This window comes from Hyphomonas sp. BRH_c22 (assembly GCF_000961795.1).
In the GTDB taxonomy this organism is placed as follows: Bacteria; Pseudomonadota; Alphaproteobacteria; order Caulobacterales; family Hyphomonadaceae; genus Hyphomonas.
Window position 1 is genome coordinate 12,509 of record NZ_LADU01000003.1, and the last position, 16,353, is coordinate 28,861.

The 16,353-nt window shown below is 62.7% G+C and carries 21 protein-coding genes; 5 read left to right on the top strand and 16 right to left on the bottom strand.

The window, feature by feature from the left end; translation table 11 throughout:
- Positions 1 to 19: 19 nt before the first annotated feature.
- From VR74_RS00200 to VR74_RS00255, 12 genes are all read right to left on the bottom strand, one after another.
- Complete coding sequence (locus VR74_RS00200; protein WP_045693375.1) at positions 20 to 1,210, bottom strand: amidohydrolase family protein; 1,191 nt, start codon at positions 1,208 to 1,210, stop codon at positions 20 to 22.
- Positions 1,211 to 1,280: 70 nt separating this feature from the next.
- Positions 1,281 to 2,339 (bottom strand): 3-isopropylmalate dehydrogenase, encoded by a 1,059-nt coding sequence (gene leuB, locus VR74_RS00205; RefSeq protein WP_045693376.1) that lies wholly within the window; start codon positions 2,337 to 2,339, stop codon positions 1,281 to 1,283.
- 88 nt (positions 2,340 to 2,427) lie between these two features.
- Positions 2,428 to 2,733 carry a hypothetical protein gene (locus VR74_RS00210; protein ID WP_045693378.1) on the bottom strand — a complete coding sequence of 102 codons (306 nt, stop codon included), beginning with the start codon at positions 2,731 to 2,733 and terminating at the stop codon, positions 2,428 to 2,430.
- Between the two features lie 51 nt (positions 2,734 to 2,784).
- The gene (locus VR74_RS00215; protein WP_045693381.1) at positions 2,785 to 3,105 is read right to left on the bottom strand and encodes a hypothetical protein; all 321 of its coding nucleotides are present in this window, start codon (positions 3,103 to 3,105) and stop codon (positions 2,785 to 2,787) included.
- 57 nt (positions 3,106 to 3,162) lie between these two features.
- Positions 3,163 to 3,513, bottom strand: a complete 351-nt coding sequence (locus VR74_RS00220; RefSeq protein ID WP_299949197.1) for a hypothetical protein — start codon at positions 3,511 to 3,513, stop codon at positions 3,163 to 3,165.
- 97 nt (positions 3,514 to 3,610) lie between these two features.
- Complete coding sequence (locus tag VR74_RS00225; RefSeq protein ID WP_045693384.1) at positions 3,611 to 3,907, bottom strand: putative quinol monooxygenase; 297 nt, start codon at positions 3,905 to 3,907, stop codon at positions 3,611 to 3,613.
- Complete coding sequence (locus VR74_RS00230) at positions 3,904 to 4,083, bottom strand: hypothetical protein (RefSeq protein WP_299949198.1); 180 nt, start codon at positions 4,081 to 4,083, stop codon at positions 3,904 to 3,906. The genes VR74_RS00225 and VR74_RS00230 overlap by 4 nt, the downstream gene beginning before the upstream one ends.
- 20 nt (positions 4,084 to 4,103) lie before the next feature.
- Positions 4,104 to 4,733, bottom strand: coding sequence for a 3-isopropylmalate dehydratase small subunit (gene leuD, locus VR74_RS00235; RefSeq protein ID WP_045693387.1), 630 nt, complete (start codon positions 4,731 to 4,733; stop codon positions 4,104 to 4,106).
- A 9-nt stretch (positions 4,734 to 4,742) separates the two neighbouring features.
- Complete coding sequence (locus tag VR74_RS00240; protein WP_045693388.1) at positions 4,743 to 5,591, bottom strand: VOC family protein; 849 nt, start codon at positions 5,589 to 5,591, stop codon at positions 4,743 to 4,745.
- Complete coding sequence (locus VR74_RS00245; protein WP_045693389.1) at positions 5,588 to 6,223, bottom strand: glutathione S-transferase family protein; 636 nt, start codon at positions 6,221 to 6,223, stop codon at positions 5,588 to 5,590. Before VR74_RS00245 ends, VR74_RS00240 begins: the two co-directional genes overlap by 4 nt.
- Before the next feature lie 153 nt (positions 6,224 to 6,376).
- A complete protein-coding gene (leuC, locus tag VR74_RS00250) occupies positions 6,377 to 7,774 on the bottom strand; it encodes a 3-isopropylmalate dehydratase large subunit (protein WP_045693390.1) in 1,398 nt (465 codons plus the stop codon).
- An 80-nt stretch (positions 7,775 to 7,854) separates the two neighbouring features.
- A complete protein-coding gene (locus VR74_RS00255) occupies positions 7,855 to 8,859 on the bottom strand; it encodes an NAD(P)H-binding protein (RefSeq protein WP_045693391.1) in 1,005 nt (334 codons plus the stop codon).
- Between the two features lie 91 nt (positions 8,860 to 8,950).
- Between VR74_RS00255 and VR74_RS00260 the strand changes: the two genes are divergently transcribed.
- Complete coding sequence (locus tag VR74_RS00260; RefSeq protein WP_045693392.1) at positions 8,951 to 9,859, top strand: LysR family transcriptional regulator; 909 nt, start codon at positions 8,951 to 8,953, stop codon at positions 9,857 to 9,859.
- 284 nt (positions 9,860 to 10,143) lie between these two features.
- On the top strand, positions 10,144 to 11,127 hold the full coding sequence (locus VR74_RS00265; RefSeq protein ID WP_299949200.1) for a hypothetical protein: 984 nt from the start codon (positions 10,144 to 10,146) through the stop codon (positions 11,125 to 11,127).
- 98 nt (positions 11,128 to 11,225) lie between these two features.
- Here the strand turns inward: VR74_RS00265 and rplS are convergent, their stop codons facing one another.
- Both rplS and trmD read right to left on the bottom strand, forming a co-directional pair.
- A complete protein-coding gene (gene rplS, locus VR74_RS21445; protein WP_045693396.1) occupies positions 11,226 to 11,813 on the bottom strand; it encodes a 50S ribosomal protein L19 in 588 nt (195 codons plus the stop codon).
- Positions 11,800 to 12,525, bottom strand: coding sequence for a tRNA (guanosine(37)-N1)-methyltransferase TrmD (gene trmD, locus VR74_RS00275; protein ID WP_045693407.1), 726 nt, complete (start codon positions 12,523 to 12,525; stop codon positions 11,800 to 11,802). Before trmD ends, rplS begins: the two co-directional genes overlap by 14 nt.
- Positions 12,526 to 12,619: 94 nt before the next feature.
- Between trmD and VR74_RS00280 the strand changes: the two genes are divergently transcribed.
- Positions 12,620 to 13,114 carry a hypothetical protein gene (locus VR74_RS00280; protein ID WP_045693397.1) on the top strand — a complete coding sequence of 165 codons (495 nt, stop codon included), beginning with the start codon at positions 12,620 to 12,622 and terminating at the stop codon, positions 13,112 to 13,114.
- Here the strand turns inward: VR74_RS00280 and VR74_RS00285 are convergent.
- A complete protein-coding gene (locus tag VR74_RS00285) occupies positions 13,111 to 13,851 on the bottom strand; it encodes a GGDEF domain-containing protein (protein ID WP_299949202.1) in 741 nt (246 codons plus the stop codon). The genes VR74_RS00280 and VR74_RS00285 overlap by 4 nt on opposite strands.
- Before the next feature lie 235 nt (positions 13,852 to 14,086).
- Between VR74_RS00285 and VR74_RS00290 the strand changes: the two genes are divergently transcribed.
- Positions 14,087 to 14,524: a hypothetical protein gene (locus VR74_RS00290; RefSeq protein WP_045693399.1), complete on the top strand. Its 438-nt coding sequence runs from the start codon at positions 14,087 to 14,089 to the stop codon at positions 14,522 to 14,524.
- Positions 14,525 to 14,615: 91 nt separating this feature from the next.
- Here the strand turns inward: VR74_RS00290 and VR74_RS00295 are convergent, their stop codons facing one another.
- Positions 14,616 to 15,425, bottom strand: coding sequence for a hypothetical protein (locus VR74_RS00295; RefSeq protein WP_299949204.1), 810 nt, complete (start codon positions 15,423 to 15,425; stop codon positions 14,616 to 14,618).
- Between the two features lie 26 nt (positions 15,426 to 15,451).
- Between VR74_RS00295 and VR74_RS00300 the strand changes: the two genes are divergently transcribed.
- Positions 15,452 to 16,213 carry a glycosyltransferase family 2 protein gene (locus VR74_RS00300; protein WP_045693401.1) on the top strand — a complete coding sequence of 254 codons (762 nt, stop codon included), beginning with the start codon at positions 15,452 to 15,454 and terminating at the stop codon, positions 16,211 to 16,213.
- The last annotated feature ends 140 nt before the right edge of the window (positions 16,214 to 16,353 follow it).

Here is a 16,353-nt window from a genome sequence, read left to right on the forward strand (position 1 = left end):
AGATATCCGAATACAGATGTCAGGCAGTTCGGGCAAGTTGGGATACGCGCAGGTCAGCTGCCAGCCCCTCGCCCATCAGGTCGATAAAATTGCCGGAATAGAAGGCCTCCACCGCGCGGGCAGAGGCGCCCTTCAGGCTCTCGTCGAACCGCTTCAGCGGATTGCGTCCGCCTTCGACATGCGGGTAATCCGACGAGAACATGCAGACCTCCTCGCCCGCATTCGCGATGATCCATCCTGCATCCTCGTGCGGATAGGGCGCCGCCCGGAACTGGCGCCGCACGATCTCCGACGGCCGGGCCGACAGGTTCTGCAGGCGCGTCTCGTTGCGCATGAAGGCATGGGCCGCCGAATCCATGGATCGCATCCATCCCGGCACCCAGGCCGCGCCGAGTTCAATCGCGCCGAATTTCAGGCGCGGGAACCGGTCGAACACACCATCGAAAATCATCGTCGCCAGCGTCTGCATCGCCGCGTTGGGGATAGGCATATAGCTGACCGAGGTGAAATTGTCGTCGCCGCCATGAAAGTCCGGCACCGGCGGCAGGCCATTTTCCTTGTAGGCCGGGTTCAGCTTGTCCTCGCCGCCGACATGGAACAGGATCGGCAATCCGGCCTCCTCGGCCATCGCCCAGACCGGATTGAGGCCGACATGGCTCGGCGCATGGTTCTGCGGACATGTCGACGGCACCATCAGCGCCTTCGCCCCCATCTCGACGGCATTGCGGGCCGTCCTGATCGCCCGGTCGATGTCTTCCAGCGGAATGTACGCCGTCGCCAGCAGGCGCCGGTCAACCGAACAGAAGTCCGTCATCATCCGGTTATGGGCCTCTGCCGCAGCGTAGCACAAGTCCATGTCATCGCCCTGGTCGAGGCCGAAATTGCCAAGGCAGAAGGTCGTGAACACAAGCTGGCTGGCAAAGCCCAGCAGGTCGAGCACTTCGGGCCGGTCGGCCGCGCGGAAAGCGCCGTGCGCTTCGTAATTCTTCCGCAGCAGTATGTTCTCGGCGGCACCCGCCCGGAAAGCCGGATCGTCATGGGCACCGAGTTTGCCTTTGACGAAATCGTCGAAGGATTTCTTCGCCTTGTAGGCCGGAAGGTCGTGATAACGCGCCAGCAATTTCGCGTCGAAATACGGATCGAGACAGTCGCTTGATTCCATCAGGTGGCTGTCGGCATCATGCACAAGGCGGTTGCCTGCATAGGTCATTGACGTTTCCTCCGATTGTTTTTGGAGAAACCTGTCACAAGCCCTGCGGCCTGACAAACCTGCCGCTAGGTCAGAGCGCAGCGATAATCGCGTCCGCCATGGCCTTCGTGCCGAGGTCGCCGCCGAGATCCTGCGTGCGCGCACCCTTGTCGAGCGCCTTGCCGACGGCCGCAAACAGGGCGTCCGCCACCTTTTCACGGTCCAGCGACCAGCGCAGGGCCATTTCCAGCGACAGGATCATGGCGCACGGATTGGCGATGCCCTGTCCGGCAATATCGGGCGCAGACCCGTGGACAGGCTCGTACAGGCCGGGCGTGCCGGGGCCGCCAAGCGAGGCCGAAGGCAGCATGCCGATCGACCCGGTCAGCATGGACGCCTCATCCGACAGGATGTCGCCGAACAGGTTGCCCGCAAGGATGACGTCGAACTGTTTCGGCGCGCGCACCAGTTCCATGGCGCAGGCATCGGCATACATGTGGGTGAGGTCCACGCCGCCGCCGAATTCGGCATGGGCGAGGGTGACCTCCTGGCGCCAGAACAGGCCGGATTCCATGACATTAGATTTTTCGACGGAGCACACCTTGCCCGAACGGCCCCGGGCAATGTCGAACGCCACGCGCGTCACGCGCTCGATTTCAGGATGCGTGTACAGCGCCGTGTCATAGCCGCGGCGATAACCGTTTTCATCCGTATCGATGCCGCGCGGCTGGCCGAAATAGACGTCGCCTGTCAATTCGCGCACGATCATCAGGTCGAGGCCTTCGATGATCTCGCGCTTCAGGCTGGAGGCATCGACAAGAGCCGGGAAACAATAGGCCGGGCGCAGGTTCGCGAAAACATCGAGCCCCTTGCGAATGGCGAGGAGGCCGGCTTCAGGCCGCTTGTCCCGGGCCACGTCAGTCCATTTGGGACCACCCACCGCACCAAGCAGGACGGCGTCGGCATGTCGGGCCTGCTCGAGCGTGGCCTCGGTCAGCGGCGTGCCATGCATGTCATAGGACGCCCCGCCCACGAGCCCGGTCTCAAACTTCAGGTCGGGCGCCACGATCTCGGCCACGCGGCGCGCCTGCGCCATGACTTCCGGACCAATGCCATCTCCCGGCAACAGCAACACAGTTTGCGATGTCATGTTCTTTGCTTTCCCGTTCTGCCAATTTGCGGCGTCCGGTCGGCTCTACCGCCCGGACGCGCCGCATGCAATTGGCAGAATGACCCGGCTAGCAGGTTCCCGTCGTGGAACAGCCCGTATTCAGCCTCTGGAAATTATCGGTCGATTCCTTGGCATTCTGGTTTGTGTATTTGTCATATTCGACCCAGGCCGAAACAGTCTTGCACTCACGTTTCGCAAAACGAGTGCCTGTCACCTTCATCGAACGGCAGACAATTTCCTCATCGACACCGGCGACCTGAATGCGCTCACCGTCTTGAGGCGCAACAGACGCAACGGCAGGAACGGCCGCCTGCGGCGCAGCCTGGCAGCCCGCAATCATCAGGGTCGAAACGGACGCTATGAGATATTTCATGTCTGATTTCCTTTGCCTGCCGGATAATTTGGTTTGAACTGGTGACCAAGCCTAGCAGGTTCCCTGGCTCTGAGTGGAACAGCCTGTGTTCAGCCGCTGGAAATTGTCGGTCGATTCCTTGGCATTCCGGTTGGTGTATTTGTCATACTCGACCCAGGCCGAAACAGTCTTGCACTCACGCTTGGCAAAACGAGTGCCTGTCACCTTCATCGAACGGCAGGCAATCTCTTCATCGACACCGGCGACCTGAATGCGCTCTCCGTCCTCGGGCGCAGCAGCCGGAACGGCTTGAACGGCCGCCTGGGTGGCTACCGGCGCAGCCTGGCAGCCCGCGAGCATCAGGGCTGAAACGGACACTATGAGATATTTCATGTCTGATTTCCTTTGCCTGCTGTATAAGGTGGCCTGCACCGGTGACGCATGCCGCGCTCAGGTGCCGCCCATGGAACTTCCTGTACTGAGGCGCTGAATCTTGTCAGTCGCCTCCTTGGCGTTCTGGTTTGTGTATTTGTCGTACTCGACCCAGGCCGCAGCCGTCTTGCACTCGCGCTTGGCAAAGCGGGTGCCCGTCACCTTCATCGAGCGGCAGACGATCTCGCTCCCGGCCGCAGCCAGTTCAGCCGTTTCGGCCGGTTCAGATGCAGGCGCGGCCTCTTCAGCCACTGCAACAGCAGGGGCCGGGGCAAGGGCCGCTGCTTCCGTCGAGGCCGGTGCGCTCTGGCATGCTGCCACAACGACAAACAGCAGGGGCGCCAGACCCATCATGTACGTACGCTTCATTCCGCAATTCCTTCAATTTGATTGCAGAATTGATAGAAAACCTTCGCGTGGCGGGCAACCAATGTTTGATTGAACCGCACGTTCGCTGCCCGGTTGCTCAGATTGATTCCGGTTCGGCCTCGTAGAGGCGCAGGGATCGGTCAGTTATTCCGAGGATCGGAAAGAAAGACCGCCATGTTGCCATGTGCGCCGTCTTGAAATGCGCGTCCAGCGCGGCGCGGCTTTCCCAGCGTTCGGTCACGCGCATCAGGCCGGGATCCATCAGGTCGATGCTATAGGCATAATCAAGACAGCCCGCTTCAGCGCGGCTGGCGCGGACCATCTGTTCCATGGCGGGCCGGGCCGCCACCACATTGCCGGGCGGAACCCGCACGGTGCCTTCGATCAGGATCATTGCGCCGGGCTTTCAGACTCTGCCGCGCCAGACGGTTCAGCCTGCGGGTCCGCAGCAGGCGCCTTTTTCGGCACGGTCGCATTGGTCTCCGGCTTGATGCTGAACGGATCCGTATGACAGGCCCCAAGCAAGGGCAGGCAGGCCAGCGCCGCAACCGCCATTTTCCATCGTGCCATCATTTGCATCTCCTGTGTCGTCAACGAGCCGGCTCCAGCCAGGGCGTCATCAGACGCCGCTTGTGTTCGAATTCACTGATCTCGTCCGCCACGGTCAGCGAGGCGCCAATCTCGTCCAGACCCGCCATCAGGTTCGACTTGCGCCCCGGATCGACATCGAAGGCATGCGTCACGCCATCGGGCGTGGTCACCGTCTGCGTCGCCAGATCGACCGTGAACACATGGTTCGCCCCACCAGCCTGCGCCGCCAGCTGCTCGCACACGTCCACAGGCAGGCGGACCGGCAGGATACCGTTCTTGTAACAGTTATTGTGGAAGATATCGGCAAAGCTCGGCGCGATGACGCAGGTAATGCCCTGGTCCAGCAGCGCCCAGGGCGCATGCTCGCGCGACGATCCGCAGCCGAAATTCTCTCCCGCAATCAATATGCCCGCCTTGGCATAGGCCGGCTTGTTGAGCACGAAATCGGGGTTTTCCGAGCCGTCTGCCCTGGTTTTCAGCTCATGGAACAGGCCCTTGGACAGGCCTGTCCGGGTCGTGGTCTTCAGGAATTGCTTCGGAATGATCATGTCTGTGTCGACATTCGACATCAGCTTGCCCTTCTCCAGAAGGGGCGCTGCGGTGCCGGTAAGGGTCTGAAAGGGTGTCATGGGGTCATTCTATTTCGGGTCATGGGAAATGAACAGGGTCGGCACGTTCAGGGTGCCGTTGCGGATCGTGAAGACGCGGCTGCCCGGCTTGCGGCCCGTGCGAAGTTCCGAGACGTCAAACCCGCCATCCAGCAGGCGCTCATGCGCCGCCTCGAGGTCGTCGACTTCCCAGGTCAGGCCCCAGATCGTATCATTGGCGCTGGCATCATGCGCCTCGCCCAACCGGTTGATCACTTCAAGGGTCAGCCCGCCGGTCCGGAAGAACAGGAACCGGGTTTTCCATTCCGGCGCCGTCCGGTCGAGCGCAAGGTCGAGCCCGAGCCGCGCGCCATAGAGCGCCGCCGCCCGGTCCGGGTTCGGCGTGTTGATGACGATATGATCGAGACCGGTCACCGCCCCTTCAGGCGCATCCAGCGGTTCCGGCGCGCCCGATACATGCTCGATAAGGAAGGTCTTGATACCGGCCGTTTCCGCATCCGCGCAGCGAAATCGCCGCCAGTTGCGCGTCTCGTCGCTGATCTCGCTCTGGCTCTCGGCCGGAATGATCTCGTGCGGCTTCAGCCCGCGGCGGGTCAGGCGGTGATGGGCGTGCTCGATATCCTGCGTCCCGAAAGCGAGGCTTTTCAGGCCCGGCCCCTCATCCGTGATGATCTCGCCAAGGCGTTCGGCGAGCGGGCCATCGCCATGCGGCGCCATCAGTTCGAGCGCCGTATTGCTGACCCTGAACAGCGCCGTCGCGCCCCCGTCCCCGGACACGGACTGCCAGTCGGGCGCCCGGCCGAGCAGGGCGGAATACACCGCCGTGCCGGTAACGATCTCCGGGCAGACCAGAACGATATGATCGAGCCCTGTTATCATGCGGCCCTGCTCGCCTGGGGCAGGGCAGTATCCACGTTCCTGAAGCCAGGCAACGCCTCGACACGGCCCATCCACCGGCGCACATGCGGGTAGGGGCCAAGGTCGATCTGCGCTTGCGGCGCATAGGCGGCGATCCCGTAAATATCGATGTCGGCAATGGTTGCCCCGCGCCCGACCAGCCAGTCACGATCATCCAGCAGGCCGTTCAGCTCCTTCAGCGCGCCCGTGGCGGCGTTGAGGTTCGCCTCGGCCACCTGTTCAGGGAAACTGAAGAAACCGAGTTTCAGCGCGCGGGTGCGGTAGATCCCGGCGGACATTTGTCCGGCCCCCCAGAGCTGCCATTCGCGGGCCCGCAGCCGCTCGGCGCGGTCCTTGCCGCCAAACTGGCCCGTCTCATCGGCCAGATAGTCCAGGATGACGGAGGACTGGCACAGGCACATGTCCTTCTCGTGGTCGTCCAGCACCGGAACCTGTCCGTATCGGTTCTTGGCGAGGAAAGCGTCCGCCTTGTGGGCCCCGCTGCGCAGGTCGACATGCTCGTAATTGAAAGGTGTGCCGGTGAGATGCAGCATCAGCCCGACCTTGTAGGTCGGCCCCGAAGCGTAAATGCCGTGAAGTGTGTAGCGTGTCATGTCGCGGTGTCCTTTCAGGAACGCCTAAAGCTGCTTTATCAAATACACGTTGAACTCGGGGAGCATCAAGAATTCCTTCTCGCGCTTGCCGCCCAGGCCATGTCCGGGACCGTCGGCGCCAAACAGGACCGTCTCGGCCCCGACAGAATGCAATCACCCGATCACGCCCGTAATGGCCGCCCGCGCGGCCAGCGCGGGGCTCATCAAATGGGTTCTGCCGCCGCGGCCCTGACGGCCTTCAAAGTTCCGGTTCGAGGTCGATGCGCAGCGCTCACCGGGCGCCAATATGTCCGGGTTCATGCCGAGGCACATGGAACAGCCCGGCTCGCGCCACTCAAAGCCCGCCGCGAGGAACACCGCATCCAGCCCCTCGGCCTCTGCCTGCGCCCGCACCAGTCCGGACCCCGGAACTACCATGGCCCGCACACCGTCCACCACATGATGGCCCCGGGCTACATCCGCCGCCGCACGCAGGTCCTCGATCCGGCTATTGGTGCACGAGCCGATAAACACGCGCTGCACTGGCGTCCCCGCAATCGGCACGCCGGGCTCAAGGCCCATATAGTCGAGGGCGCGCTCGGCCGCCGCGCGCTTGACGGGATCGGCAATCTCTTCCGGCACGGGTGTCTTGCCCGACAGGGGGATCGCCTGTTCCGGACTGGTGCCCCAGGTGACCGTCGGCTCGACCGATGCGCCATCGATCTTCAGGACATGGTCCCATACCGCATCATCATCGGAGCGCAGCGTCTTCCAGTAGGTCTCGGCCACTTCCCATGCGCCGGCTTTCGGGCTGGCGGGGCGGCCTTTCATATAGGCGAGCGTCTTCTCGTCCGGCGCGATCAGGCCCGCGCGGGCGCCGCCCTCGATGGCCAGATTGCAGAGCGTCATCCGGGCTTCCATTGACAGGGCCTCGATCGCTTCGCCGCGATATTCGATGACATATCCCGTGCCTCCGGCCGTGCCCGTCTGGCTGATAATGTGCAGGGCGAGATCCTTGGCGGTCACGCCATCCCGCAACCGGCCCGACACGTCGACGGCCATATTGCCCATCTTGCGGGCGCGCAGGGTCTGCGTTGCCAGCACATGCTCCACTTCGGACGTCCCGATGCCGTGCGCCAGCGCGCCAAAGGCGCCATGCGTGCTTGTATGGCTGTCGCCGCACACGATGGTCATGCCCGGCTGGGTCCGGCCCTGTTCGGGCCCCACAACGTGCACGATGCCGTTGCGGATATCCCCCATCGGGAAATATTCGATGCCGTATTCGGCGACATTGCGCGTCAGGGTTTCCAGCTGGTTGCGGGCTTCCGGGTCCGTCACGCCTGCAAGGCCCAGCGCCTGGTTCTCGGTCGGCGTATTATGGTCAGCCACGGCCAGGGTCAGGTCCGTGCGGCGCACCTTGCGGCCAGCCAGTTTCAACCCGTCAAAGGCCTGCGGCGTTGTCACTTCATGGATCAGATGCAGGTCGATATAGAGCAGGCTCTCGCCGGAGGCTGCATCCGTGTGGACGACATGCGCGTCCCAGATCTTGTCATAAAGTGTCTTGCCGGCCATTCGCTACGTCCATTCTGCTTGTCGCGGCGCAACATAGCGGCAGATGCGGGCGATGGAAGCCCGCACCCGCTGCAGACCGGTCATGCCGCGGCGCTCACCTCTTTTATCTGGTGATGGCGCGCCTCAGGTCCAAGGCAATCCAGGCCCTCCAGCGTAGCTTTCAGGGCCACATGGATCGGCGTATGCGGTTCGCTGCCAAGGGCCGACACCAGCTTGCGATTGTCGAGGCGGACGGGCACCTGCCACAGATATTGCATTTCGGCCATTTCGCGGAAGAGGGGGACAAAGGGCTTTGCCAGATGCAGTATGCGCCACGGAAAGTGCTTGATCGGCGCGGCCTCATTGCCCGCAGCGCGGCGGACCTGTTCGGCCATATCCCGCCCGTCCTCGAACCAGTGGCCTTCGAAGTGAAATGTCTCGAACGCGGCCAGGTCGGCCTCCTTGTCGACGAGCCGGGCAACGGTCTCCGCGAAATCCGGCAGGTAGGCCCAGGCGTGACCAATCCCCGGCTTGCCGGGATGGGTGACAGCGCGTACCGGCTGCCCCGGCTTCACCATGCCCTGCGCAAGCCAGGAATTACCCGTGTTGGGACCGAAGAAATCCCCGGCACGCACGATCAGCACGCTCACGCCCGCCTCAGCTGCCCGGCGGAGGCGGGCTTCCAGCTCAACCCGTATCGCGCCCTTCCGGGTTACCGGGTTCTGCGCGGAGGTCTCGCGGAGCAGGGGGAACGCATCAGGACCATAATTATAGACCGTACCCGGCAGCACGATCCGCGCCCCGTTCACCCGCGCGGCTGCGATCGTATTATCGATCATGGGCAGGACGAGCTTGCCCCAGTTGCGGTATCCGGGCGGGTTCACCGCGTGCACGATCAGGTCTGCATTGGTCGCAGCCATCAGCACGTCCCCTGCCTTCATCGCATCGCCTTCGACCCAGTCAGCCTCCGGCATCAGGGATGAAACGGCATCCGGGCGCCGGTGCATCGCGCGTATCTGCCAGCCACGCGCCCTCAAGGCGCGGGCAATTTCGTAACCGGCGCCGCCTGTCGCGCCAAGGATGAGGGCTGTTCGTGTCAAAGCCATGTCGATCTCCTGTTGTGGTGGCACGTGGAGGGTAAAGCCTCTGTGAGTTAAAAGAAATTGCGGTAATATATATACCCGCTAAACATAAATTATGGATCATGCGACGCTCTCATGGGATCACTGCCGCTCGCTGCTCAGCGTCTACCGGACGGGTAGCCTGTCGGCGGCCGCCCGCACCCTTGGCGTGACCCAGCCAACAATTGCGCGCCATGTCGAACAACTCGAAAGCGCGCTCGGCGGCACATCCCTGTTCACCAGGTCGCCACAGGGCCTTTCCCCGACAGAGGCAGCAGACGCGCTGATCCCCCATGCGCTCGCTATGGAGGCCTCCGCCGCCGCGATGGTGCGCGCCGCCTCGGGCCCCGACGATGCCATGGCCGGCGCCGTCCGCATTACCGCCAGCGAAGTGATCGGCATTGAAGTCCTGCCAGCCATTCTGGCTGCAATCGGCGCCGACTATCCCCAGCTCGTGTTCGAACTCGTCGCGTCGAATGAAACCGCTGACCTCCTGCGCCGGGACGCCGACATCGCGGTGCGCATGGTCCGGCCGAGCCAGGGGGCGCTGATTGCGCGCAAGATCGGTGATGTCGCGCTCGGCATGTTCGCGCGCCGCGACTATCTGGAAAGGCGTGGGACACCGAGCCGCCTCGAGGATCTCTCAGACCATGCGCTCATCGGATTCGACCATGAGACGAGCGGGGTGCAGGGACTGCGCGCCCAAGGGCTGGAGCTGCACCGCGAAATGTTCACGCTGCGCACCGACAGTGACGTCGCCCAGCTATCTGCCATCCGCGCCGGACTTGGCATCGGCATTTGCCAGGTCGCCCTTGCGATGCGCGATCCCCGCCTTGTGCGCCTGTTTCCGAAAGAAATGACCTTTCCACTTGAAACCTGGCTCACGATGCATGGAGACCTGCGCGGCAACCGGCGCATGCGTATTGTCTTCAACCATCTCGCCGAGGCGCTCACAATGTATATGGCGGAAGGCAACGCCGTCTGAACGAAAACGCCCTGCCGGAACGCAAACTGTAAGGGAATCTGCTGAACTCACCATCGATATGGCATGTTTATTGTACTGGTCACGCGGTGTGAGGGCGCCTGTCGATATGGGACAGGCGCTCGCGACCTGACCCGACTAAAAGGCGCTGCTGAATGCTTCAAAGAATGCCCTACCTGATTTCGATGCGGAAGGACGGAGTTAAAGGCACAGTACCCCGTCAGGACATACTCATTGTCGTTCATGGACCGGGGCGCGGACGGACGGTTCCGACAGGTGCGGAATTCATGCGGCGCGTGAAACAGCGGAATCCCGGATTTGCCGGCCGAATCAGGTTTCACCGCACTGGTGCAGACGTCATCAACCTGGACAATGTGGCCCTTATCGCTTTCTGGCTTGGCGATCCGCTGCGGCAAATCTATCCTGAATGCTATGCCGAAGCTGCGCAGATAGCCGCAGCCGCCGCCCGGCTTGGCTTAAGAAGCCTCAATGCGCCCGACGCTTTGAGCAATACGTCCAAATCCTCTCAGGCGCTCATATGGACACGCGATCGCGTGCCCAGTGCCAGGTCTCTGGCCGTCCGCTCGCGTGAAGAGGTTCGTGCCGCCATCCAGCAGGTCGGTCTTCCCTGCATTGTCAGGCTCGACGAGATTCATTGCCAGCGCAATGTCTTCATTGTCAGGAATGAGCGAGACGTCAGCACGACGGTAGCCGCGATGCAATTTCCTGCTGTCGTCAGTCAAATGATCGACGTCCGCGAGCAATACCGTATTTCGGATCCTGACCGCACCAGCCTGTTCAGCCGGTATCATCACAAGGCCCGCGCATTTGTCTTCAATGGCAACGTCATAGCGAGCCACCTCTTCTTCTCGTCCAGCTTGATCGTCGGCATGTCAAATTCCACCTTCGCCCTTGAAGACACCCGGTATCGGAAGCTGGCGTGCAAAATCGGGCTTCGCCGGCGTGACCTGAATGACATGATCGCGGCAGACATTGCGTATTTCCGGACCTCCGTCACGCACGCCGATGTCCTGGTGGGCGCCGTCGCGGCGCTCGGCCTGGATTTTGCCGCCCTCGATTACAGCCTCCTACCCGGTGGCCAACCTATGATCTGGGAAGCCAATCCGTTTTTCCACCTCCCGGGTGGGGACAAGAGCGTCTTGTCCGCTGCACGCGGCGCTGTCGCCAGGGTCGATGCGTCATTCGACTGGATGGCCGACAATCTCGAAGCCGCACTCGACCAAGCATGCCATGAGACGACCGCCGCGTAGCGTACCCGCCTGCAAAACTGCATAATTAAATGAACTGAACGAAAAACGCCCCTGCCGTGGAGCAAGGGCGTTTTTGATAGTGCAGGCTTTTAACAAGCCTATTCTTCCGGAGCAGCCTCTGGCGCTTCAGCAGCGGCGGCGGCGGCTTCAGCGGCCTTCGCTTCGGCTTCTGCGGCAGCCGCAGCGGCCTTTTCAGCCTCGAGCTTTGCCTTGGCAGCGTTTTCGCGATCAACCGCAGCGGCTTCCTTGCGGGCCACTTTCTCTGCGTCCTTCTGGCGGCGGCGCTCGGTCTTCGACACGGCGATCTCGACAGCCTCGATGCCGTGACCGGTGGTCCGCTCGGCAATACGGGCCGACTTACCGCGACGGTCGCGCAGGTAGTAGAGTTTCGCACGGCGCACGCGGCCCTTGCGCTTGACTTCGATCGACTCGATCAGCGGCGAGACCAGCGGGAAGACCCGCTCGACGCCTTCACCGAAGGAAATCTTGCGAACCGTGAAGCTCTCGCTCAGGCTGCCGCCCGAACGGGCAATGCAGACGCCTTCAAAGCGCTGGACGCGCTCACGGTCGCCTTCCTTGATCTTCACGTTCACCGCCAGCGTATCGCCGGGCGAGAATGCGGGTATCTTTTTATCGCCGAGGACGCGGACACGTTCTTCCGCCTCAAGCTGCTCAATCATGTTCATCGCCATTCTCCGGCGGTTGGAATACGGGGGTCTTGGAGTAAGCGGCGTATAAATCGGGGCGGCGCTGCTTTGTCAACGCCTTTGCGCTGTTCTTGCGCCATTCTTCTATCCGCTTGTGATCGCCGGAGAGCAAAACCTCGGGCGTCGGACGGCCCTCCCATTCGCGGGGCATCGTGTACTGTGCCTGTTCCAGCAGGCCATGCTCGAAGGATTCCTCCATCAGCGAGGCCTCATTCCCGGCCACACCGGGCAAAAGACGCACCACGGCCTCGATCAGGGCCATCGCCGCCACTTCCCCCCCGGCCAGCACAAAATCGCCGAGCGAGACCTCTTCCATTTGCCGGCCCTCGATGACGCGTTCGTCGAGCCCTTCGAACCGGCCGCAGAAGAAAATCAGCCCCGGACCCGCCGCCCAGTCGCGGGCTTTCTGCTGGTTAAAGGGTTTGCCGCGCGGCGACAGGTAGACAAGCGGACGCCCGCCACGCGGGATGCTGTCAATCGCGCTGGCCGCCACGTCCGGCCGGATCACCATGCCCGCGCCGCCACCGGCCGGCGTATCATCGACATTGCGATGCCTGCCGACGCCGAACGTGCGCAGGTCCACGGTCTCAAGGCTCCACACACCCTTCTCACGCGCCCGCTCCAGGATGGAGACGCCGAGCGGACCGGGAAAGGCCTCCGGCACGAGGGTGATGAGCGTGGTGGCAAACATGCAGCGCATCTAGCCCACAGCCGGGCCTCCGTCACCCCGTCCGTTGACGCACGAGCCAGTCGGGCGCTTGATAATCAAAAAAGGGGAGGCCTGCATGAATCTCGATACTGTCGCGACGATCGCCAACATCATGGCATCTGGCGCCGTGGTGCTGACACTGGTCTTCATCGGCCTGCAGCTGCGCCAGAACGCCCATCTGACGCGCATGGCCGCCGCGCAGACTTCGGCGCAGCTCCTCTCGGCCAATCTCGGACGCATCGCCGAAAGCGCCGAACTGGCCGAACTGGTGGTGCGCGAGAAGGGCCGCGAATCCTGGACGCCGGCCGAGTTCCTGCGCGTCTCGAACTTTCTCAGCATTTCCTTCCGCCATTTCGAAGTGCTGCACACGCATCGCCGGTACGGTATTTTCGAAGACGAATTGTGGGAAGGCTCCGAAGCGCGCCTGCGGGAATCGCTCAGCAATCCGGGCATCCGGGAATGGTGGGTGGAGTGCCGCCCGCTCTATGCCCGCAGTTTTGTCAAATATGTCGACAGGCTGGCCGCCGAACTGGAGGTCGCCCAGGCCATGGCCGCAATGGGCCAGGACTAGGCCGCCAGATCCAGCCGTCCGCGCGTGGTGACGCAGTTGCGCCCGGCATTCTTGGAATCGAACAGGGCGGCATCCGCGGTCTCAAGCGCGATCTCCGGGTCATCGCCGCGTTCCAGCAGGCAAACACCAAAGCTCGCGGTGACCGATATGGCATGGCCCTTGTGCTCGATGACGAGGCTTTCGATACGGGCCCGGATCCGGTCGCACACAGAGGCGGCCTGGTCCAGCGTCACATTGCTGAGCAGGATGACGAATTCCTCGCCGCCCCAGCGTCCGAGCCGGTCAAACGGTCCGCGCAGTTCGGCGAAGGCGCTGGCGGCCACTTCTGTCAGGACAACATCGCCCGTCTTGTGGCCGAACCGGTCATTGATCCGCTTGAAATGGTCGAGATCGAACACAACCACACCCGCCGTCTGGCGCGTGCGCCTCATGCGCTGAAGCTCTTCATCCAGAGCCTGCCTGAAAAAGCGCCGGTTGTAGAGACCCGTCAGCGGGTCGGTGGCAGCCAGCGCTTCAAGACGCCGCTGATAGATCCGAAGCCGGAATTCATGCTGCGAGGCAATCACCGCCGTCGGAATGGCGATACAGGCGGAAACGACCAGATTGGTCAGGACAAACATCTTCGGATTCGCCGGCAGGCCCAGCCGGTAGACCACCATGGAGAAGGTAAATGACAGGCAAAGCGCCGTAATCGCCACAAAAGCGAAGAAGGTAAGCGATTCCAGAATATCGCTCATTTTGCTAGAGACAGGCATCATGCCCCCCAATCCGACTGCGCCCTTTCTAGCCTAAACTGGCGAATATCCGGCGAAGGCGCGCTACCGATTTCACGCGCGCCAGTTTACTTTCCGGAAATATTCCGCATGGGCACGGTCCCGAATTTTGCCCTGCTCTGGAACCCCGGCCCCGTTCAGGGCTTAGACGTCCAGCGGCCATGCATTCTGTCGAGGCCGTTTCACAGGAGATCACCTCATGGACATAACAAAACGCCGCCTGCTGATTGGCGGATCCACCGCAGTACTGGCCACAGCCCTGTCGGGCTGCGGCACGCTTCTCTACCCCGAGCGCAAGGGCCAGACGGGCGGCCGGATCGACCCCAGTGTCGCCATCCTTGATGGTCTCGGCCTGCTCTTGTTCCTCATTCCGGGCCTGATCGCCTTCGCCGTCGACTTTTCAAACGGCACGATCTACCTGCCCGGCGGCCGGCGCGCCGAGAACCAGGACGACCTTTCGGAAGTGAAAGTGACTGCCGCGCTGACCAAGCCGGAAGTCGATCGCATCTGGACGGAAAATTATGGCCACGCCGCACCGTTCGAACTTGCCGAGCTGCAGCGCCGCCGCCTGAGCGACAAGACCGTCACGCTGGACAGCGTCGCCAGCCTTGCCCGCAACGATTTTGCGCGCATCTGACAACCGGATGGAGCCGCAGCACGGGCCGCGGCTCCGCCCTTTTCATCCTTGCGGACGCGCAGACGCAGGCCCCGGACGGGCCTGACGCCTTCTAGTCAGCCAGCGGATCTGCCGGATCCTTTGCGGTCCGGATATCGGCCTGCAGCACTTTCAGCCGGTCGTGATAGTGCTCGCCATCGCCGAATTCCTCGAACCCGGCATAGCGGGCATGCGCGTCGATCACGCGGCACGCCTGCTTGATCGGGCACCAGTATTGCTCCGTGCGCGCGCCGATCTCGCGGACATAGGCGATGACGCCATTCACATAGGAGCAATAGGCGCAGTTGAGCTTCTCGATCGCGTTGAGATAGGCCAGCCCGCTGCGGTCGAACACGAGGTAGCGGTGGCGCTGCACCTGCGGGATCCCGTACACGCGGAAACAGACAGCCTGGTAGGCCGAGGCCCAGAGGTCGACAATGGCAAAGGGCACGATCAGGGAATAGATGACCGGCGCCGTGATCCAGACCATCGGGCGGGCGCTGAACACATAGCGCGCAAGGTGCGTTCGCAATTCGCGGTGGCGGCGCACGACCTCCTCTTCGAACCGTGCCCGGCCGCGCTCCAGCCCGTATTTCAGGCCGGCGCGTTTCCTGGCCAGTTCCGCTTCAAGTTCGAGTTCAAGTGCGTTCAGCCGCGCGACGATCTGGTCAATGGTGCCTGTCATGCCGGCCGGGATGCGCCAATCCGTCCGCACTGGCAAGGCGTGCGCGTCCGCGCCGGGCTTCACGTCAAACCGACGGGGTGGATGGGCAATCGGCGCCTTTCGGGTTCCGCTCCGCGCCTTTCCGTGCACATGAGGTGCTGTTTCCGTGCTTTTTCCGTGCATATATTCGTGCACGCTGAACCGGCAAATTGCGCTCATCCCACATGTTCTATACGGGAAGACGCATGGAAAATTCACCGGCTCTTTCCGTCCTGATTCCGTTCTTCAATGAAGAGGGAAACGTGCATCCGGTGATCGACGAGGTCCACGCCGCGCTGAATGGCATCCATTTCGAGATCATCTGCGTCAATGATTGCTCCAGCGACGCAACCAGCCAGGAACTGGCAGAGGCGCGCGAAAAGCATCCCGGCACCGTGATCGTGTTCAACCATGTCGCCCGCCGCGGCAAATCGGCGGCCCTGTTTACCGGGCTCAAATCCGTGCGGGGCGAGTGGGTCCAGCTGCTTGATGGCGACGGCCAGAACGACCCGCACGACACCGCGCACCTGTGGGCCGAAATCATCGCGCCCGGCGCACCGGGACGCCTTGGCATCATTGCGGGCAAGCGGACCAGCCGCAATGATTCCGGATTCAAATGGCTGCAGTCGCGCGTTGCAAATGGCGTGCGCCGTTTCGTCTTGCGCGATGACGCAACAGACACCGGCTGCGGCTGGAAACTGATCCGGACGCAGGCCTTTCGTGACCTGCCATTCTTTGCCTCGATGCACCGGTTCCTGCCGGCCCTGGTCAAGCGCGCAGGCTGGGATGTCCGCGAGGAACTGGTGAATGACCGCGAGCGCCTGGCGGGCATGTCAAAATACGGCTTTCTCGGACGCCTCGGCGCCGGCATCTTCGACCTGATCGGCATGTTCTGGCTGACCCGCCGGGGCGGCTACGGCATCGCCGCAGAATGGAACGATCCGCGCGCCGGTCACGACGCGCACTAGCGAGTCCCTAGTTCTGGTTATTGCCGACGCGGTCCTTTTTCGGGGACGGCCTGCCATCCTGTGCCGACCGCTGTGGGCGCGGATTGGCGCGCGGCTGGGGCGGCGGCGGAGCCGCGACAGGTGCCTGCGCAGGGACTGAG

Excerpts from the sequence above, each read along its gene's own strand:
- VR74_RS00200 (WP_045693375.1), bottom strand. The coding sequence starts at position 1,210 with ATGACCTATGCAGGCAACCGCCTTGTGCATGATGCCGACAGCCACCTG.
- leuB (WP_045693376.1), bottom strand. The coding sequence starts at position 2,339 with ATGACATCGCAAACTGTGTTGCTGTTGCCGGGAGATGGCATTGGTCCG.
- VR74_RS00210 (WP_045693378.1), bottom strand. The coding sequence starts at position 2,733 with ATGAAATATCTCATAGCGTCCGTTTCGACCCTGATGATTGCGGGCTGC.
- VR74_RS00215 (WP_045693381.1), bottom strand. The coding sequence starts at position 3,105 with ATGAAATATCTCATAGTGTCCGTTTCAGCCCTGATGCTCGCGGGCTGC.
- VR74_RS00220 (WP_299949197.1), bottom strand. The coding sequence starts at position 3,513 with ATGAAGCGTACGTACATGATGGGTCTGGCGCCCCTGCTGTTTGTCGTT.
- VR74_RS00225 (WP_045693384.1), bottom strand. The coding sequence starts at position 3,907 with ATGATCCTGATCGAAGGCACCGTGCGGGTTCCGCCCGGCAATGTGGTG.
- VR74_RS00230 (WP_299949198.1), bottom strand. The coding sequence starts at position 4,083 with ATGGCACGATGGAAAATGGCGGTTGCGGCGCTGGCCTGCCTGCCCTTG.
- leuD (WP_045693387.1), bottom strand. The coding sequence starts at position 4,733 with ATGACACCCTTTCAGACCCTTACCGGCACCGCAGCGCCCCTTCTGGAG.
- VR74_RS00240 (WP_045693388.1), bottom strand. The coding sequence starts at position 5,591 with ATGATAACAGGGCTCGATCATATCGTTCTGGTCTGCCCGGAGATCGTT.
- VR74_RS00245 (WP_045693389.1), bottom strand. The coding sequence starts at position 6,223 with ATGACACGCTACACACTTCACGGCATTTACGCTTCGGGGCCGACCTAC.
- leuC (WP_045693390.1), bottom strand. The coding sequence starts at position 7,774 with ATGGCCGGCAAGACACTTTATGACAAGATCTGGGACGCGCATGTCGTC.
- VR74_RS00255 (WP_045693391.1), bottom strand. The coding sequence starts at position 8,859 with ATGGCTTTGACACGAACAGCCCTCATCCTTGGCGCGACAGGCGGCGCC.
- VR74_RS00260 (WP_045693392.1), top strand. The coding sequence starts at position 8,951 with ATGGATCATGCGACGCTCTCATGGGATCACTGCCGCTCGCTGCTCAGC.
- VR74_RS00265 (WP_299949200.1), top strand. The coding sequence starts at position 10,144 with ATGCGGCGCGTGAAACAGCGGAATCCCGGATTTGCCGGCCGAATCAGG.
- rplS (WP_045693396.1), bottom strand. The coding sequence starts at position 11,813 with ATGAACATGATTGAGCAGCTTGAGGCGGAAGAACGTGTCCGCGTCCTC.
- trmD (WP_045693407.1), bottom strand. The coding sequence starts at position 12,525 with ATGTTTGCCACCACGCTCATCACCCTCGTGCCGGAGGCCTTTCCCGGT.
- VR74_RS00280 (WP_045693397.1), top strand. The coding sequence starts at position 12,620 with ATGAATCTCGATACTGTCGCGACGATCGCCAACATCATGGCATCTGGC.
- VR74_RS00285 (WP_299949202.1), bottom strand. The coding sequence starts at position 13,851 with ATGAGCGATATTCTGGAATCGCTTACCTTCTTCGCTTTTGTGGCGATT.
- VR74_RS00290 (WP_045693399.1), top strand. The coding sequence starts at position 14,087 with ATGGACATAACAAAACGCCGCCTGCTGATTGGCGGATCCACCGCAGTA.
- VR74_RS00295 (WP_299949204.1), bottom strand. The coding sequence starts at position 15,425 with ATGAGCGCAATTTGCCGGTTCAGCGTGCACGAATATATGCACGGAAAA.
- VR74_RS00300 (WP_045693401.1), top strand. The coding sequence starts at position 15,452 with ATGGAAAATTCACCGGCTCTTTCCGTCCTGATTCCGTTCTTCAATGAA.